The sequence below is a fragment of the Macrococcus carouselicus genome, from assembly GCF_004359515.1.
Classification (GTDB): domain Bacteria; phylum Bacillota; class Bacilli; order Staphylococcales; family Staphylococcaceae; genus Macrococcus; species Macrococcus carouselicus.
Window position 1 is genome coordinate 883,060 of record NZ_SCWD01000001.1, and the last position, 14,017, is coordinate 897,076.

General features: G+C 47.6%; 16 protein-coding genes and 1 other annotated feature. All 16 genes read right to left on the reverse strand.

Annotation, left to right across the window (positions count from 1 at the left end; translation table 11 throughout):
* Positions 1 to 58: 58 nt before the first annotated feature.
* Positions 59 to 580 carry an adenine phosphoribosyltransferase gene (locus ERX40_RS04485; protein WP_133417295.1) on the reverse strand — a complete coding sequence of 174 codons (522 nt, stop codon included), beginning with the start codon at positions 578 to 580 and terminating at the stop codon, positions 59 to 61.
* A gap of 15 nt (positions 581 to 595) precedes the next feature.
* The gene (recJ, locus tag ERX40_RS04490; protein ID WP_133417296.1) at positions 596 to 2,833 is read right to left on the reverse strand and encodes a single-stranded-DNA-specific exonuclease RecJ; all 2,238 of its coding nucleotides are present in this window, start codon (positions 2,831 to 2,833) and stop codon (positions 596 to 598) included.
* A gap of 94 nt (positions 2,834 to 2,927) precedes the next feature.
* The gene (gene secDF / locus ERX40_RS04495) at positions 2,928 to 5,219 is read right to left on the reverse strand and encodes a protein translocase subunit SecDF (RefSeq protein WP_133417297.1); all 2,292 of its coding nucleotides are present in this window, start codon (positions 5,217 to 5,219) and stop codon (positions 2,928 to 2,930) included.
* Positions 5,220 to 5,276: 57 nt separating this feature from the next.
* Complete coding sequence (yajC, locus tag ERX40_RS04500) at positions 5,277 to 5,552, reverse strand: preprotein translocase subunit YajC (RefSeq protein WP_133417298.1); 276 nt, start codon at positions 5,550 to 5,552, stop codon at positions 5,277 to 5,279.
* A gap of 9 nt (positions 5,553 to 5,561) precedes the next feature.
* On the reverse strand, positions 5,562 to 6,701 hold the full coding sequence (gene tgt, locus ERX40_RS04505) for a tRNA guanosine(34) transglycosylase Tgt (RefSeq protein WP_133417299.1): 1,140 nt from the start codon (positions 6,699 to 6,701) through the stop codon (positions 5,562 to 5,564).
* An 11-nt stretch (positions 6,702 to 6,712) separates the two neighbouring features.
* Positions 6,713 to 7,738, reverse strand: coding sequence for a tRNA preQ1(34) S-adenosylmethionine ribosyltransferase-isomerase QueA (gene queA, locus ERX40_RS04510; RefSeq protein WP_133417300.1), 1,026 nt, complete (start codon positions 7,736 to 7,738; stop codon positions 6,713 to 6,715).
* Between the two features lies 1 nt (position 7,739).
* Positions 7,740 to 8,753: a Holliday junction branch migration DNA helicase RuvB gene (ruvB, locus tag ERX40_RS04515; RefSeq protein WP_133417301.1), complete on the reverse strand. Its 1,014-nt coding sequence runs from the start codon at positions 8,751 to 8,753 to the stop codon at positions 7,740 to 7,742.
* Between the two features lie 12 nt (positions 8,754 to 8,765).
* Positions 8,766 to 9,350 carry a Holliday junction branch migration protein RuvA gene (gene ruvA, locus ERX40_RS04520; RefSeq protein ID WP_133417302.1) on the reverse strand — a complete coding sequence of 195 codons (585 nt, stop codon included), beginning with the start codon at positions 9,348 to 9,350 and terminating at the stop codon, positions 8,766 to 8,768.
* 8 nt (positions 9,351 to 9,358) lie between these two features.
* On the reverse strand, positions 9,359 to 9,808 hold the full coding sequence (locus ERX40_RS04525; protein WP_133417303.1) for an ACT domain-containing protein: 450 nt from the start codon (positions 9,806 to 9,808) through the stop codon (positions 9,359 to 9,361).
* Between the two features lie 5 nt (positions 9,809 to 9,813).
* The gene (obgE, locus tag ERX40_RS04530) at positions 9,814 to 11,103 is read right to left on the reverse strand and encodes a GTPase ObgE (RefSeq protein WP_133417304.1); all 1,290 of its coding nucleotides are present in this window, start codon (positions 11,101 to 11,103) and stop codon (positions 9,814 to 9,816) included.
* Positions 11,104 to 11,517 carry a Spo0B domain-containing protein gene (locus ERX40_RS04535; protein WP_133417305.1) on the reverse strand — a complete coding sequence of 138 codons (414 nt, stop codon included), beginning with the start codon at positions 11,515 to 11,517 and terminating at the stop codon, positions 11,104 to 11,106.
* Between the two features lie 99 nt (positions 11,518 to 11,616).
* Entirely contained in the window at positions 11,617 to 11,901 is a 285-nt protein-coding gene (rpmA, locus tag ERX40_RS04540) for a 50S ribosomal protein L27 (protein WP_133417306.1), read from the reverse strand.
* A gap of 10 nt (positions 11,902 to 11,911) precedes the next feature.
* Positions 11,912 to 12,232 carry a ribosomal-processing cysteine protease Prp gene (locus tag ERX40_RS04545; RefSeq protein ID WP_133417307.1) on the reverse strand — a complete coding sequence of 107 codons (321 nt, stop codon included), beginning with the start codon at positions 12,230 to 12,232 and terminating at the stop codon, positions 11,912 to 11,914.
* Positions 12,232 to 12,540: a 50S ribosomal protein L21 gene (gene rplU, locus ERX40_RS04550; RefSeq protein ID WP_133417308.1), complete on the reverse strand. Its 309-nt coding sequence runs from the start codon at positions 12,538 to 12,540 to the stop codon at positions 12,232 to 12,234. Before rplU ends, ERX40_RS04545 begins: the two co-directional genes overlap by 1 nt.
* Positions 12,541 to 12,554: 14 nt before the next feature.
* Positions 12,555 to 12,626: a sequence feature (ribosomal protein L21 leader region), on the reverse strand.
* Positions 12,627 to 12,677: 51 nt separating this feature from the next.
* The gene (gene mreD / locus ERX40_RS04555; protein WP_133417309.1) at positions 12,678 to 13,169 is read right to left on the reverse strand and encodes a rod shape-determining protein MreD; all 492 of its coding nucleotides are present in this window, start codon (positions 13,167 to 13,169) and stop codon (positions 12,678 to 12,680) included.
* Positions 13,169 to 14,014, reverse strand: coding sequence for a rod shape-determining protein MreC (mreC, locus tag ERX40_RS04560; RefSeq protein ID WP_133417310.1), 846 nt, complete (start codon positions 14,012 to 14,014; stop codon positions 13,169 to 13,171). The genes mreD and mreC overlap by 1 nt, the downstream gene beginning before the upstream one ends.
* Positions 14,015 to 14,017 lie beyond the last annotated feature (3 nt).

Consider the following 14,017-nt stretch of genomic DNA (forward strand, 5'->3'; position numbering starts at 1 on the left):
TACTATAATTTTCACCATAATGAAATAAAAGAAAAAGAACAGTCCAGCTTAAGCTGGACTATTCTTCGTCGTATGAAACGAGTGACAGAACGTCATAACCGTGCAGCCTGTCCATGCCGTTCAGATATTTCAGGTCGATGATAAAGGCAATGCCTGCGACCACCCCGCCGAGTTCCTCGACCAGTTTGATCGTCGCTTCAATGGTACCCCCTGTCGCCAGCAGATCGTCAGTAATCAGCACGCGCTGACCAGGTTTAATCGCATCCTTATGCATCGTCAGCACATTTGAACCATACTCCAGATCATAGGAATACTTGATGACCTCACGCGGCAGCTTGCCTTCTTTACGGACGGGTGCAAAGCCGATACCCATCGCGTAGCTGACCGGACAACCGATGATGAAGCCGCGTGCTTCGGGTCCCACTACGATATCGACATTTTTATCCTTTGCATATTCGACAATCTGATCGGTCGCATAACGATAGGCTTCGCCGTTGTCCATAATCGTCGTGATATCCTTGAAATTGACGCCGGGAATCGGCCAGTCCTGCACTTCTGAAATATACCGTTTTAAATCCATAATAGCCTCCTGTGACTAGAACATTTTTTCATTGATTAGTTTTTTGACGCTGTCAAATGAAGAATAGAGCAGCTGCTGTTCGCGTTCAAGCTGTGCATGACGCTCCAGATAGACAGGCGATGCCAGCATCTCCACCTTACCTGCTTCCTTATAGACGTTATACAGACCGTCTGCTTCAAAGACGAGCTGCCGCTCTTTAAGAACTTCCATCATAAATATGAGCGTATCAGGCGTCACGCCGAGCGTCTGACAGATGGACATGCCCTGGTTCACAAGGTTAATCGGCTGTCGAATGATGATTTTATAGAGCTGTCTGAACTTATCGAGACTCGGCATCCCGTCAAAATAGACCTGTGCCGGTTCGTAAAAGATGATATAGATCTGTTTGGCGGTCGCCGACTTCATCGTCTCGAAGAATGCCGTCATATCCACTGGCAGATCTCTCAGTACAATTTTATCATGACCGGATATATTATCGCCATAGAAAAAGTAGGCTCCGGACTGCTTTGGACGATCCGAGTTGATCAGATAAATGACGTCTTCGTTCTTCAGAAATGCAAAACGGTTCGCATGCTGATTGCGGTAATCGATATAGCGAATGTCATCCGTCTTCACATCTTCCAGCAGCATCTGCGGTGTCACATGACCATTCCATTCATTCAGCTGGAATTTCCCGCAGACATCTACGACTGTTTCAGCGGGGAAGTCATGAACCCAGCCTCCCGCAGACCATTTCAGGGCGGTCAGACTGTCGTTCAGAGTCATCTTCATATGAGCGCCCTGCTGGCCGATCGCCTTATTCTGAGTGATTTTCACATTACTGAGTTTGAAAACCGGCTGAGGATTTCCTGTGCCGAATGGCCGCAGCTGGTCAAGCTGCCTGATGAAGTCAGCGGTCACATCAGCAAAGTCCACTTCCGCATCCACTTCGATGACCGGTTGCAGCTCCTCTTGTTCTTCGATTCTATCGTTCAGCCGCTGTTCAAGGAGTTCAACATTGCTCTGCGGCATGGTGAGACCGGCTGCCATATGATGACCGCCGAACTTTGTCAGCAACTCCGTTTCTGTCTCCAGATAATCATACATCGACACCTGAACAATACTTCTTGCTGATCCTTTCGCATAGTCTGCTGTCAGATTAAGCACAATAGTCGGACGGTAGAATCGCTCCACTATTTTAGAGGCAACGATGCCGAGGACCCCTTCATTCCAGTTATGTCCGCTGATGACCAGAAAGTTCATCCCTTGCGCGACTTTATCTGCGGCCTGTACCATGGCTTCCTCTGTTATGGTCTCAACGACGCTCTTACGCTCAATGTTATAGGCATCCACATGCTGTGCCAGCTCTGCTGCATAGTCAGAATCCTGCTCCATCAGTAATTCTGCAGCAGGTCTTGCATCTTCCAGGCGGCCGACTGCATTCAGCCGGGGACCGATCATAAATCCGATCGTCTCCTCAGTCACATCTCCCTGATGGCCTGCAACTGCAAGCAATGCTCTGACACCTACCGGTAACGCCTGATTAAGGGCGTCAAGCCCCTTCTTGACAAGCCAGCGGTTCTCACCGGTCAAAGGCACAAGGTCGCTGACCGTACCTATTGCAGCCATACCGATCAGCTCAGGTTCTGCCCGTCCCATCAGCGCAGTGGCAAGCTTCAGACTGACACCTGCACCGGCGAGATGAGGACATGGATAGTCACCTTCTGGATGAGCAGGATGGAGGACTGCATAGGCATCAGGTAAGATGTCGCCGATCTCGTGATGATCCGTGATGATGACATCCATACCGAGAGACTTGGCCACTTCAACCTCGTGATGGCCCTTCACACCGTTATCCACTGTGATGATGAGGCCTACCCCGTCATCAGCGAAAGACCGGAAAGCCGCTTCATTAGGTCCATATCCTTCAGTAAAGCGGTTAGGTATATAGAAATCTGCCATGGCCCCTATCTCTTCAAGCGCAGCCATCAGTATCGTCACACTGGTGACACCATCCGCATCATAATCACCATAGACAATGATGGGTTCCATATTTTCAACCGCTTCCTGGATACGCTGGACCGCGATATCCATATTGAACATCAGAAACGGGTCAAAAAGCGCGCTTTCCTTGAACCACTTCTCCAGGTGGTCACGCTCAGTGATGCCGCGTGCTTCCAGCACCTCTTTCAGTAACGGTGAGACCTTGAACTCTTTGATAAGTGCCTCATCCAGTTCCTTTTCCTGCTGCTTGAGCAGCCATTGTTTTGCCATCGTCATCATCCTCCTAACCGTTTCATTATACCCATTTATAAATAAAAAAGAAAACAAACAAAAAAGACAGACCTTGGCAGGCCTGCCTTAACTCTTAAACATAAATCTTCTCATCATTTTTAGGTTTCTCTGTGTAGACAGTGAGACGTCCGCCGTTAGCTTTCAGCTGACGTTTCTTCAGGATGCCCCATAAAGGCACAGCGATGAAGATAGAACTGAACACCCCTGACAGAAGACCGATCAGAAGCGCGACCGAGAAGCTGAAGATGCTTGACGCACCCAGGAAGATCAGAGCGATTACCACGATGATAACCGTTGCCACTGTGTTGATCGAACGGGTCATCGTCTGTCTGATTGAACTGTTGACGATATTATCGATCTGTTCAGGTGAAGTGATGACCTTGATCTTATGAAGATTCTCACGCACACGGTCAAACGTCACGATGGTATCATTGATTGAATAACCGATGATTGTCAGTACCGCGGCTATAAATGTCATATCCACTTCCAGACGAATCAGACTGAAGACTGCAATGATCAGGAATGCATCATGTAATAACGCAAGCACTGATGTCAGACCCATGCGCCATTCAAAACGGATCGTTACATAGAGAATGATGCCGAGTGACGCAATCAGTGTTGCGAGCATAGCATTCTTCGCAAGCTCCTTGCCGATGACTGGAGACACTGTATTGACGTTCGGTTCAAAACCATATTTATCCTTGATTATAGACTTCACATCACTAATCTCATTTTTAGAGAGCGGTTCCTTATACTGGACAACCGCTGTCTTATTATCTGAACCGGATAACGTGACAGTGCCTTCAGGCAGATGCTCTGTCTCCAGATCTTTTTGCAGCATCTCAGCATTAATCACCTGCTCGCTTTTCACGTCCACACGAGAGCCCTGCGTGAAGTCGATGCCCAGATTGAGACCGAGTACGGCTAAGGCAATGCTGCCGAGTGCGATGGAAGCAAGGGCAAGTCCAAGTAATGGTTTCGCCAGTCTGACAAAGTTAATTCTGTCCCACGGTGTATGCAGATCATGAATATCCAGACCTTCACTCAGCTCATGGCGGTTCCTATGGCTCATACCGAACAGATTGAAGTTCTTATTGAAGAAGTTAGAATTGACGATCAGGGATAACAGGAATCGGGTGAAGAAGACTGACGTGATGAAACTCATCAGGATGGCGAGTAACAGCATCGTCGCGAAACCTTTGACACTGCTGACACCAAAGACAAAGAGCACCAGCGCTGCAAGCACTGTGGTGATATTCGCATCAAAGATAGTCAGGAAAGAAGACTGTGACCCTTTATGGTAAGCCTGTTTCAGACTTCGCCCGATTCTCAGTTCATCCTTTATCCGTTCGTACATGATGATATTGGCATCAACCGCCATGCCGACACCAAGCACAAGGGCTGCGATACCTGGTAATGTCAGCACACCATGAATCATATTGAAAGCAAGCACTGTCAGATAGATATAGGCTGACAGTGTAATCACTGCAATCAGACCCGGCAGTCTGTAATAGAACAGCATAAAGAGAAAAATCAGACCCACACCGACCGCCGAAGCGAGCAGTGTCTTATGAAGTGCATCCTGACCGAACTGGGCACCCACTGATGTTGAATAGACCTCATCCAGTTTGACCGGCAGGGAACCTGAGTTCAGAAGGTCAGCAATCTGCTTGGCGCGGAGAAGACCGTCCTGACCAGCGAAGCCACCGGATATTTCAACGTTCTCCGAATTGATCGGCTGGTCAACTGAAGCAGCGCTGACATATTTAGGTTCTTTACCCTGCTGTACGCGTTCAAGTTCTTTTTGATAGCTGTCCTTGCCCTCTTCAAAGTCCATCCAGATGACCATGACATTCGGATTCATTTTGGAGACTTTCTCAGTGACTTCCCTGAACTTGCTTGCTGACTTCAGCTTGAGAGAGACAGCTGCTTCATTCGTATCCTGCTTGAAGCCTTGCTTCGCTCCGCCCTGAACCAGGTCTTTACCTGACAGCAGAAGCTTGTCGTCTGCATCACGAATCGTTAAGTTGGCACTGGTCGAGAGTATCTTACGGGCTTCGTTCTGGTTCTTGACACCCGCCAGCTGCACTCGAATCCGGTTGCCTTCCTCTATCTGAATCTTAGGTTCAGATACGCCGAGCACATTAACACGGGATTCCAGCGTTTTACTGGTCGCTTTGACCGCTTCCTCATCGATTTTATCGCCTTTTTCAAGCGGCTTAACCTGGTAAAGTACTTCAAATCCCCCCTGCAGGTCCAGACCGAGATTGACATTCTTCATCAGCTTTTCAGCCGTACCGCCGATCAGACTGAATAACAGCACAGTGATCAGCAGAAAGGCAACAATTCTACTTCTCTTTTTCACACTTTCACCTCATTCATAATGAATCAAAACTAAATACTGTCATCATCATATCACAAATCAAGAAGGACGTTTATCGCGGATAGCTAATTTATCAAAAGTCAGTTCCTGATTGCGGCCGACCATCAGAGTCACCGTCTTGGCATCAGTACTTCTGACTGTACCATGGAGACCCCCGACCGTTACAACGCGGTCTCCTTTTTGCAGTTGACTGATCATTTCGTTCTGTTTCTGTGTGCGTTTCTGCTGCGGACGAATCATCGCAAAATAGGCTACAGCGACAATCACAAATAAAGGTAGTATATTCACCACTATAAACTGTAAAGTATCGTTCATCATGTCCTCCTAGAAGTTTTTCGGGTTTTCAACATTCAGACCATAGCTCTCGAAGAATTCCTCTTTGAAATCCAGCAGTCTGTCATTACGTATGGCATCTCTGACCTGCTCCATCATATTCAGCAGAAAATGCAGATTATGAATCGATGTCAGACGAATACCAAAGGTCTCATCTGCTTTAATCAGATGCCGGATATATGCTTTTGTATAGTTCCTGCATGTATAACAGTCACAGTTCTCATCAAGCGGTGTGAAATCACGCTCGTATTTCGCATTCTTTACTACGACGCGCCCTTTGGACGTCATGCATGTACCGTTTCGTGCGATTCGTGTCGGCAGGACGCAGTCAAACATATCGATGCCCCGGATAGCGCCTTCAATCAATGCATCGGGAGAACCGACACCCATCAGATAGCGAGGTTTGTTGAACGGCATAAGCGGTGTCGTATGCTCAAGCACACGGTACATAACCGGCTTCGGTTCACCGACAGACAGTCCACCGATCGCATAGCCCGGGAAGTCAAGTGATACGAGATCCTTCGCACTCTGTGTACGTAGTTCTTCATATTCCCCGCCCTGAATGATGCCGAACAGTGCCTGATCTTCCGGCCGGTTATGAGCTTCCAGACAGCGTTCAGCCCAGCGAGACGTTCTCTCAATCGAGTCTTTGACATATTGGTATTCAGCTGGCATCGGCGGACATTCATCGAACGCCATCATGATATCAGAGCCTAAGTCATTCTGGATGTGCATCGCTTTTTCGGGGCTCAGAAATAATTTTGAACCGTTCAGGTGATGTCTGAAATGGACACCTTCCTCTTCGATCTTACGCATATCGCTCAGACTGAAGACCTGGAAGCCGCCTGAATCCGTCAGAATCGGTCCGTCCCAGTTCATAAATTTGTGCAGCCCGCCGGCCTCGCGAATCACCTCATTACCTGGACGCAGCCAGAGATGATAGGTATTACTTAAGATGATCTTTGCGTTCATCGCATGCAGCTCCTCAGGGCTGACAGTCTTGACGGTTGCCTGAGTGCCGACCGGCATGAACATCGGTGTCTCAAATGAGCCGTGGGGCGTATGGACGATACCAAGTCTTGCGCCTGATTGTTTACATGTTTTGATGTGTTCATAGGTTACTGCTGACATAATCTTCTCCTTTAATAAATAAACATCGCATCGCCGAAACTGAAGAAACGGTATTTCTCCTTCACAGCTTCTGCATATGCATTTAAGATAATTTCTCTAGATGCAAGACTTGAGATCAGCATCATCAGTGTTGACTTCGGCAGGTGGAAGTTTGTGATCATTGCATCTATTCCTTTGAACTCATAACCAGGATAGATGAAGATATCTGTCCAGCCGGACGTCTCAGTGAATTCCCCGTCACGTGAAGCGATGGTTTCAAGTGTACGGGTCGAGGTCGTACCGACCGTTATGATACGTTTGCCATTCTTTCTGGTCTGATTGAGGATATCTGCTGTCTTCTGTGACATCTCATAGTACTCACTGTGCATATCGTGGTCTTCTATCTTATCCACACTGACCGGTCTGAAGGTACCGAGACCGACGTGCAGTGTAATATAGGTGACGTTTACGCCTTTAGCTGATATTTCTTCCAGCAGCTTCTCGGTGAAATGCAGACCTGCAGTCGGTGCAGCGGCTGAACCGACCGCTTTAGCATAGACAGTCTGATAACGCGACTGATCCTCCAGCTGCTCCTTGATATAGGGCGGCAGTGGCATCTCACCCAACTCCTCCAGACGTTCCTGCAGAATACCTGTATACTGCAGTGTCATCACTCGTCCGCCCTGCGGCAGTAATTCCTTACATACAGCCTGCAGTCTGCCGTCGCCAAAGCTGACAACTGTGCCGACTGCGACACGTTTAGCAGGCTTGATCAGAACCTCCCAGTCATTGTCTTCAAGCTGCGTCAGCAGCAGCATCTCCACTTTTGCACCCGTTTCTTCTTTAATACCATATAATCGTGCCGGCATTACTTTTGTGTCATTCAAGACAAGGGTATCCCCTGGATTCAGATAACTCACAATATCAGAGAAGTGCGTGTGGCTGATATCGCCTGTCTCTTTATTCAATGTCATCAGCCGACTTGATGCGCGGTCCAGGAGTGGTGTCTGCGCAATCAGTTCCTCCGGTAATTCAAAATCAAAGTCATTTACATTCACGTTATTTCCTCTTTTCATTGCTATACGGATAATTAAAATGGTCATAGGCGAACGGCGTCGCAGCCCGGCCGCGGGTTGTCCGCTCAAGGAAACCTTTCTGTATCAGAAAAGGCTCATAGACATCCTCGAGTGTGACACGTTCCTCACCGATGCTGACTGCAATTGTATCCAAGCCGACCGGACCGCCGTTATAACGTTCGATAATGGTGGTCATGATCTTGTGGTCGATATGATCCAGACCATGCCTGTCCACCTGCAGCATATCAAGTGATTGTCTTGTCATATCGATATGAAGGACAGCCTCGCCCTGCACCTGCGCGAAATCACGCACACGGCGCAGCAGACGATTCGCGATACGGGGTGTGCCGCGGCTGCGGCTCGCAATCTCACCGGCTGAGTCGTCATCAATCTCTGTTTCGAAGACACTGGCAGTACGCGTGATGATCTCCTTCAAATTAGCTTCATCATAATAATCAAGCCTTAAATGAACACCGAAGCGGTCACGCAGAGGAGCGGACAGACTGCCGGCCCGCGTTGTTGCGCCGACAAGTGTGAACGGAGGGAGATCAATGCGGATACTGCGCGCTTCCTCACCCTTACCGACGACGATATCGAGACAGAAGTCCTCCATCGCCGGATAGAGAATCTCCTCTACCACCCGTGACAGACGATGGATCTCATCGATGAAAAGCACATCTCCTGCGTTCAGCGATGACAGAATAGCCGCAAGGTCACCAGGCCGCTCAATCGAAGGACCTGATGTTGTACGGATATTGACATCCATTTCATTCGCAATAATATTGGCGAGCGTCGTCTTACCGAGACCTGGCGGACCATATAACAATACATGGTCCAGCGCTTCCCCGCGAAGCTTAGCTGCCTGTATAAAAATTTCCAGATTGTTCTTCAGCTTAGGCTGACCGATGTACTGACTGAGGTAAAGCGGTCTTAAACTCAGTTCTGTCTGCGCTTCCTCTCTGTCCATCAGATGGTCATCCATCATACGTTCATCCATATTGCCACTTCCTTATGAGACTAAAATCTGTAAGCCTCGTTTAATATTATCATCGACCTGGTCGATATTTTCAGCCTTCAGTACTTTCTCAACTTTTGTCAGCTCTCGTTTAGAGTAGCCCAGTGCTTCCAGTGCCAGGAGTGCCTCGGTAACAGCACTGTCATCCGTGAACGCCTCAAACAACGCCGTCTCATCTGTGATGACGAGTTTTCCTTTTAAATCAAGGATGATCTGACGCGCAGTCTTCTTACCGATGCCCGGGAATTTGATGAGATAAGTTTCATTCTCCTCTTCAACCGCCCGTCTGATTTCTTCCGGCGTACTGGTTGCAAGAATAGCGAGCGCTGACTTCGGTCCGATACCCGTCACTTTATTCAGTGACAGAAAAAGACTCTTCTCTTCTGCCGTATGGAAACCATACAGCGTGTGTGCATCTTCCCGGACAATAAGCTGAGTGAAAAGCTTCGTTTCCTTGTTCAGATATTGCTGCAGACGGTATGGATTAGGCGTGTGACATTCGTAGCCGACGCCACCGATATCCATGACTACGTGCGTCGGTGTGATCTGGGTCAGTTGCCCTATTAAATATGCGTACATAACTCCTCCTACATATTCATGCCGAGCAGCTGAACCTGATTGACACCGTCAATCTCCTTCAGCTTGTCCAGCAGTTCATTAATGGTTAGAACCATATGAGTGGCATTCAGAGAGACCGTGACAGTCGCTTTCTCCATGATCGGCAGGCTCTGATGAATCGTCAGAACAGATCCATTTTCCGCCGCAATCTCTTCTAACACCCGGTACAGCAGACCGACATTATCATCAACGTGGAGAAGCAGGCTGATGTTGCGTTCTCTCGTCTGATCTTCCACAGGAAAGATAGTATCTTTGAACTTATAGTAGGCACTGCGTGATAAGTCGTACTGCTTCACTGCCTCAAATATTGAAATCTGAGGTTCACGCTCAAGCAGCTTCTTGACTTTCAGTGTTTTCTTGACTGATTCCGGCAGGACATCTTCTCTGATTAAGTAGTATTTCTGTCCGTCACTCATCATGGCACCTACTCTACGAACTCAAATTCGCCGCCAAGTATGCGGACGATGTCGCCATTCTTCGCACCGCGCGCACGCAAGGCATCATCAATGCCCATGGTACGCATCTGACGCGCGAAACGTCTGACTGCTGCATCACGGTTGAAGTCTGTCATCTTGAACATCCGCTCAATCGTATTACCGCTGACGACATATGCACCGTCATCATCACGCGAGATTTCGAAGTGATCGGCAGATTTCTCGTGCTTGTAAAGTACACGGTGAATACCTGTCTCTTCTTCATCGATATCGAAGTTCATATCCTGGGTCTCGTCCAGTAAATCCGCAACGCGGTAGAGCAGCTGATCGATATTCTGGTAAGTCGCAGCACTCAGCTCGATAATCTCAAGCTCTTCACCAACTTCTTCCTTGAAGAGTGCGAGGTTATCTTCAGCACCCAGCATATCCATCTTGTTCGCTACAACGATCTGCGGACGTTTCGCGAGCTTATCGTTATAGTTCTTCAGCTCTTTGTTGATCGTGACATAATCCTCATAAGGATCACGACCGTCAGTGCGTCCCATATCAATCATATGGATGATGACACGCGTGCGCTCCACATGACGCAGGAACTGATGGCCGAGGCCGACACCTTCCGATGCGCCCTCAATAAGCCCTGGCAGGTCCGCCATGACAAAGCTCCGGTTATCTTTCGTCTGCACCACACCCAGATTAGGTTTGATGGTCGTGAAATGATAGGCACCGATCTTCGGTTTCGCCTTTGATACAATAGAGAGTAAAGTCGATTTTCCGACGCTCGGGAAACCGACAAGACCGACATCCGCCATTAATTTCAGTTCCAGAATGACCTCCAGTTCCTCACCGGGTTCACCGTTCTCAGAGAATTCAGGAGCCGGGTTGGACGGGGAGGCAAACCTTGAGTTTCCACGACCGCCTCGGCCCCCTTTAGCGACAACAGCCTGCTGCTCATGCAGCACGAGGTCAGCGATAACTTCTCCAGTTTCAGCATTTTTAATGATGGTGCCTGGCGGTACTTTCAGAATTAAATCCTTTGCACCTCGCCCGTGCATATTGCTGGACTGCCCATTCTCACCCTTTTCTGCCTTGAACATACGCTGGAAACGGAAGTCAAGAAGCGTCCTTAAACCCTCATCTACTTCAAATACCACAGAGGCCCCTTTACCACCGTCTCCCCCTGCTGGTCCGCCAAGTGGAACATATTTTTCGCGGCGATAGGCGACGATACCATTACCGCCGTCACCCGCCTTTAAATTAATTTTGACCTGATCGACAAACATTTAAACACCTCTTTTTTTGCTTATTTTATATTCGGTCGGCACGCCATCAACCTTGAATGTAAAGATATAATGATGGGCCTGTTCCGTAATCTCTATCAGTATTTCTGTGCCCTGGACTTCAGTGAGCCAGTCTGTGAACTGTGCCGCAATCCAGCCATCTTCCTCGCCGCGGCCTGATGTTTCAATATGAAAGTCAAAGCGAAAGTCACTCGTCAGCTTGTGCCGGATAACTGTCTCGACGAAGCTATGCCATGAGAGCTGAATAAAGCGCTGTTCACGCTGCAGTTTGTCGCTCCAGCGCTCCACTATATCGCTCACTTTATCATGATCCTCAAGTTCACAGTAGATGCTGAGGAGCTGCAGCTGATTGCTGATATCATGTTTCGCTCTTAAATAGATAGCCAGTTCATTCATACCATCACCTCAATACTATTATAACACGTCTGTCTATCTGGGACGAACACCATAGAAAAAAGAAAAGCACTAGAACTGTGTCTAGTGCTCATATCTTCATTATTTAGCTTCAGCGTATACTGAAACCTTCTTTTTGTCGCGTCCGAAACGCTCGAATTTTACAACGCCGTCGATTTTAGCGAATAAAGTGTCATCGCCGCCACGTCCTACGTTTTCACCAGGGAAGATTTTAGTACCGCGTTGACGGTATAAAATTGAACCACCTGTTACGAACTGACCATCAGCACGTTTAGCACCTAAACGTTTTGATTCTGAGTCACGACCGTTACGTGTTGAACCTACCCCTTTTTTCGATGCGAAGAACTGTAAGTTTAATTTTAACATGAGTTACACCTCACTTATAATTTAGTTTGATGAACTGACCGTATTCCGCTTCAATTGTCTCAAGTGAGACAATCATCGCCTGAATGATCAGCTGTGCTTCGTTGTTATTCAAATCTATCACACGGGCTTTAAAAAATCCACCATCGTGTGCGTAATCAATATCCGGTCTTTCATCTGTCAGACCGAGCACCGCATTCATACTGCCGAAGACGACAGCTGAAGCGCCGGCACAGACTAAATCCTGTCCATGTGGGGCTGAGTCCGCGTGACCTGTCATTTCGAAGTCAGTGACTCTTCCATCATCATTTACAGCAACCGTGATGGTAATCATTACGCGTTGATTGCTTCGATTGTTAATTTAGTATAAGGCTGACGATGACCTTGTTTACGTTTGTAGTTCTTTTTAGCTTTGTATTTGAAGACAGTGATTTTTTTACCGCGGCCGTGTTTTTCAACTTTCGCTGTAACAGTAGCACCTTCAACAACAGGTGAACCGACTTTAACTGCTTCGCCACCCACCATAAGAACTTTATCAAAAGTAAATGTAGCGCCTTCTTCTGCGTTTAATTTTTCAACCCAGATTTCCTGACCTTGCTCTACTTTTAATTGTTTTCCACCAGTTTCGATAATAGCAAACATACTTGCACCTCCTAATATATTTTAAGTCACGCCGTTAATAGGTGGCCTTCGCACTTGAACCTAATTCCGAGCGGTTGTATGTAGCTATAAACTACTCAACTTGAATATAATAACATCTAACAATCTTGAAGTCAATATTAATAAGTGCTCCGATTCAAAAATTTCAGCACGGTCGGAAAGAGAACGAAGATCAGCACAAAGTTGATCAATACTGACGGCAGACCATGATAAAAGAGAAAATAGAAGATGCCGGATGACGATGAATAAAGAATGCGGTATATGACATAAAACAGCAGCTCAAACAGCAGCACGAAGCCGATCAGCAGACTGATCATCATCATAGTATCTTTATAGAAGACATTGAAGAGTCTGCTCATCAGCATGGTGCAGACGATATACCCGAACGTATAGATACCGTATATAGTGGAAAAGTAGACATCTGACGCGATACCGAAGACAGTGCCGAGCACCAGCGCGACTGATGGATGTTTGTAGACCGATAAAATAAGCAGATAAATCAGGAAGAGATGACTTGTAAAGTAAAAGGGGCCAAGCGGCATCAGGCTGTTGATCAGCGTATCAAGATAAAACAGAATGACCGCCATTCCTGAAATGATTAAATACTGCATCACCAGCCACCTGCTGCCTGACTCTTCATCGCCACGTAGACATGTGTCAGATCTTTAAGACTGGCTGCAGTCTCAACATATGCGATCTGGCTGAGTCCGAATTCGTCGTTTTCAACTTTCTTGACCTTACCGATCATGATGCCTTTAGGGAACTGGCCACCGAGACCACTTGTCACAACACTGGTGCCGACTTTCAGCTTGATATTGTTCTCGATGTTATCAATGACCAGCAGATTCTTGCTGTCGTCATACTGATCGATCATACCGAAGACTTCACTGCCGTTATTCTGCAGGGTGACGCTAATCTTGCTGGACTTCGCACTGGACGAAATCAGTTCGACCTGACTGGAATACTGATGCGCTTTTTTAATACGGCCGACAAGACCCTCATTTGTTATGACAGCCATATTCTCTTTGACACCGGATGTGCGCCCCTTATTGATGATGAATGTATTCATCCAGCCATCCATATTACGTGCGATAATTGTCGCAATCTCAGGATCGTAACTCGCGATACTTTCAGTTTTCAGCATATTTCTCAGTTCAGCATTCTCTTTCTCGAGGCGGTAGTTATCCGCTTCAAGCTGCGTGAAACCTCGGATCTTGGAGCGCAGCTCTTTATTCTCCTCAGCAGCATCCCACATATGGACCAGATTGCTTAGATTCTGGCCGATAAAAAGCATGGGATAGCTGACGATGCGCTGACCGACTGCTGTCGAATCGCCGACGATCTGTTCCGGCACTGAAGTCGTCCGTTCCCTCAGCGATAAACCGACCAGCATGATAAAGATAATAATGCCGAACAGCAGGAATACGAGTTTGTTGCGTTTATAAAAATCGGGCAACCT

Coding starts and splice junctions, on each gene's coding strand:
- mreD (WP_133417309.1), bottom strand. CDS start 13,169: ATGCAGTATTTAATCATTTCAGGAATGGCGGTCATTCTGTTTTATCTT.
- rplU (WP_133417308.1), bottom strand. CDS start 12,540: ATGTTTGCTATTATCGAAACTGGTGGAAAACAATTAAAAGTAGAGCAA.
- ERX40_RS04485 (WP_133417295.1), bottom strand. CDS start 580: ATGGATTTAAAACGGTATATTTCAGAAGTGCAGGACTGGCCGATTCCC.
- ruvB (WP_133417301.1), bottom strand. CDS start 8,753: ATGGATGAACGTATGATGGATGACCATCTGATGGACAGAGAGGAAGCG.
- obgE (WP_133417304.1), bottom strand. CDS start 11,103: ATGTTTGTCGATCAGGTCAAAATTAATTTAAAGGCGGGTGACGGCGGT.
- ERX40_RS04525 (WP_133417303.1), bottom strand. CDS start 9,808: ATGATGAGTGACGGACAGAAATACTACTTAATCAGAGAAGATGTCCTG.
- ERX40_RS04535 (WP_133417305.1), bottom strand. CDS start 11,517: ATGAATGAACTGGCTATCTATTTAAGAGCGAAACATGATATCAGCAAT.
- ruvA (WP_133417302.1), bottom strand. CDS start 9,350: ATGTACGCATATTTAATAGGGCAACTGACCCAGATCACACCGACGCAC.
- ERX40_RS04545 (WP_133417307.1), bottom strand. CDS start 12,232: ATGATTACCATCACGGTTGCTGTAAATGATGATGGAAGAGTCACTGAC.
- recJ (WP_133417296.1), bottom strand. CDS start 2,833: ATGGCAAAACAATGGCTGCTCAAGCAGCAGGAAAAGGAACTGGATGAG.
- yajC (WP_133417298.1), bottom strand. CDS start 5,552: ATGAACGATACTTTACAGTTTATAGTGGTGAATATACTACCTTTATTT.
- rpmA (WP_133417306.1), bottom strand. CDS start 11,901: ATGTTAAAATTAAACTTACAGTTCTTCGCATCGAAAAAAGGGGTAGGT.
- tgt (WP_133417299.1), bottom strand. CDS start 6,701: ATGTCAGCAGTAACCTATGAACACATCAAAACATGTAAACAATCAGGC.